This window comes from Brachyspira sp. SAP_772, from assembly GCF_009755885.1.
Lineage (GTDB): Bacteria > Spirochaetota > Brachyspiria > Brachyspirales > Brachyspiraceae > Brachyspira.
On the sequence record NZ_VYIX01000045.1, the window covers coordinates 1 to 985 of the forward strand.

1 protein-coding gene is annotated in these 985 nt (G+C 23.3%); it reads left to right on the forward strand.

Annotated features, from left to right (window positions below):
* Positions 1-266: 266 nt before the first annotated feature.
* The coding region (locus GQX97_RS12445; RefSeq protein WP_157152231.1) for a polysaccharide biosynthesis protein at positions 267-985 on the forward strand (719 nt) is incomplete at its 3' end.

Below are 985 nucleotides of genomic sequence, written 5' to 3' on the forward strand. Positions count from 1 at the left end.
GTCCTTATAATATAATACACTCATTATATTTTTATAGTTGTATTTGTCAAGTTTTTGTATAGTTTAAATTAATATATTTTACAAACAATTAAAAACAGAATAAACACTACGCACGCTAAATTTACACATAAATATAAATAAAATTAAAATAMAACTTTTATTATATTATTAAAAATCTTTCACCGTGCGGTAAATAAATTAAATAACTTGTATAATAACAAATATATACTATAATTAATTATTAAAWAATAATTTTGGGATACTTAATGGATAAAAAAAATATTGTTATTATCGGAGCTGGCAATGCTGGAGAGACTCTTGCTTCTGAAATATTGACATCAGACGAAAATAATGAATATAATATACTATGCTTTTTAGATGATGATGAAAAYAAAAAAGAAATTAATATTTATAATCATACTATAAAAGTTGAAGGMAAAGTTAAARAYATAGAAAAAATTATAAACAAATATAAAAATRACAATATAGAACTAGAAGAAATTATTATAGCAATACCTACACTTAAACAAAAAGAACTTCTTGAAATACTAGATATAATATATCCTACAGGCATAAAATATAAAATACTCCCTTGTTTTTTTGAGATAATAAAAGGAAATGCTTCTATTAAAGATATTAGAAACATTGAACCATCAGATTTACTTGGAAGAGAAGAGATTGGTTTTGATGAAAAAGAGATATCGGATTATTATAAAGATAAAACAATACTAGTKACAGGAGGTGGGGGCTCTATAGGAAGCGAGCTTGTAAGACAGTTAGTAACTCTTCCTGTAAAAAAAGTAATGGCTTTAGATAATTCTGAAGGTGCAATACATAGCCTTATAATGTCTTTAAATGATAGAAAAAATGAAAAAAACAAACATAAGTTTAAATATATTATATCTAATGTTAGAGATTATGTAAAAGTAGATAAAATATTAAAACAAGAAAATCCAGATATAATATTTCATGCAGCAGCACATAA